The 1150-nt window shown below is 45.2% G+C and carries 3 protein-coding genes; all 3 read right to left on the reverse strand.

Annotation, left to right across the window (positions count from 1 at the left end; genetic code table 11):
• Positions 1-186 (reverse strand): ATP-binding cassette domain-containing protein (locus R7Q47_RS25740; RefSeq protein ID WP_318090196.1); only part of this gene is annotated, 186 nt, incomplete at its 3' end.
• 1 nt (position 187) lies between these two features.
• Positions 188-682, reverse strand: coding sequence for a lipopolysaccharide transport periplasmic protein LptA (gene lptA / locus R7Q47_RS25745; protein WP_005467803.1), 495 nt, complete (start codon positions 680-682; stop codon positions 188-190).
• A complete protein-coding gene (gene lptC, locus R7Q47_RS25750; protein ID WP_318090197.1) occupies positions 663-1136 on the reverse strand; it encodes an LPS export ABC transporter periplasmic protein LptC in 474 nt (157 codons plus the stop codon). Before lptC ends, lptA begins: the two co-directional genes overlap by 20 nt.
• Positions 1137-1150: the final 14 nt, after the last annotated feature.

The raw sequence follows: 1150 nt of genomic DNA on the forward strand, positions 1-1150 counted from the left end.
AATGGTGATGGTGCCTTCATCACGAGGCACCAGACCAACAATCATGTAAAACGAGGTGGTTTTACCGGCACCGTTAGGACCAAGTAAGCCCACAATCTGACCAGACTCTACTTCTAAGCTAACATCGGTGACGACTTTGCGCTTTTTGTAGCTCTTTGCGAGATTTTTTGCACTCAGTACCGCCATATTAGTTCTCTATCTGATTGGGTTGCAAAATCGTGGTTACACGCTCGTTTTTAGAGCTGTCAGCCACCAACTTCTGTTGACCGATTTGGTAACGAATCGATGAGCCTTTGATGGTGTTACCATCTTGAGCGAGCTGCGCTTGGCCTTTCATGGTCAGTTCGTCAGTCGAGATGCGGTAATCGAGCTCGGTTGCTTGACCACTTAACGTTTTACCATCGTCCATCAGCTGCGAAAATGTCGCAGGCTTACCAAATGCTTGAATTTGTTTGATTGCTTCCGTTTTTGGATCGCGAGTGACAACAATTCTATCTGCATCGATATTGATGCTGCCTTGCTTAAGCGAGACATCACCTTTAAAAATGACCTGGTTACTCTTCATGTCCACCTGTTGGGTGTCAGAGTTTATGTAAACCGGCTGTTGAGTATCCGACTTAAGTGCAAACGCTTGAGGCGCTGCTAATACTAGTGCCAGTAGACTAAGGTGTAACGGTTTCATATCGACCTTGAACTTCATTCGTTAGAGTCGCGGTGTGCTGTTTTAAGTTTCCTTGCATCGCGCCTCCAGTAGTTTCAAATTGCGGTCCAACCAACATTACTTGTTGATCGGCTTTAAAATCACGATTGGTTAGATTGATGACCAACTTATCGGTCGCCATCGTATCGAAACTGGCGCCCGGTAATAGGTTTTGCATTAAGACTTTGTCGTACAAAGTCAGCACTTGGTCTTCATCTAAAACAGCTCTTGTGGCTGTTACCTTCCACTCGACGACGCTACCTTCTCGGTAAACCATCAAGGTAGGGCTGTTAAAAATCGTTTCTCCACTCTTAGCATAGTAATCTAAGTTGTTGGAGCGGATGATGTAACTACGTACACCATCTTCACCATAGGTGATGTTTTCTAAACCAGTTCCACTGAACAATGGCAGTTCGGTGTCTGGGGCTACTTGAATTGCATCGTTACCTT

Source organism: Vibrio sp. Vb0349 (assembly GCF_033338975.1).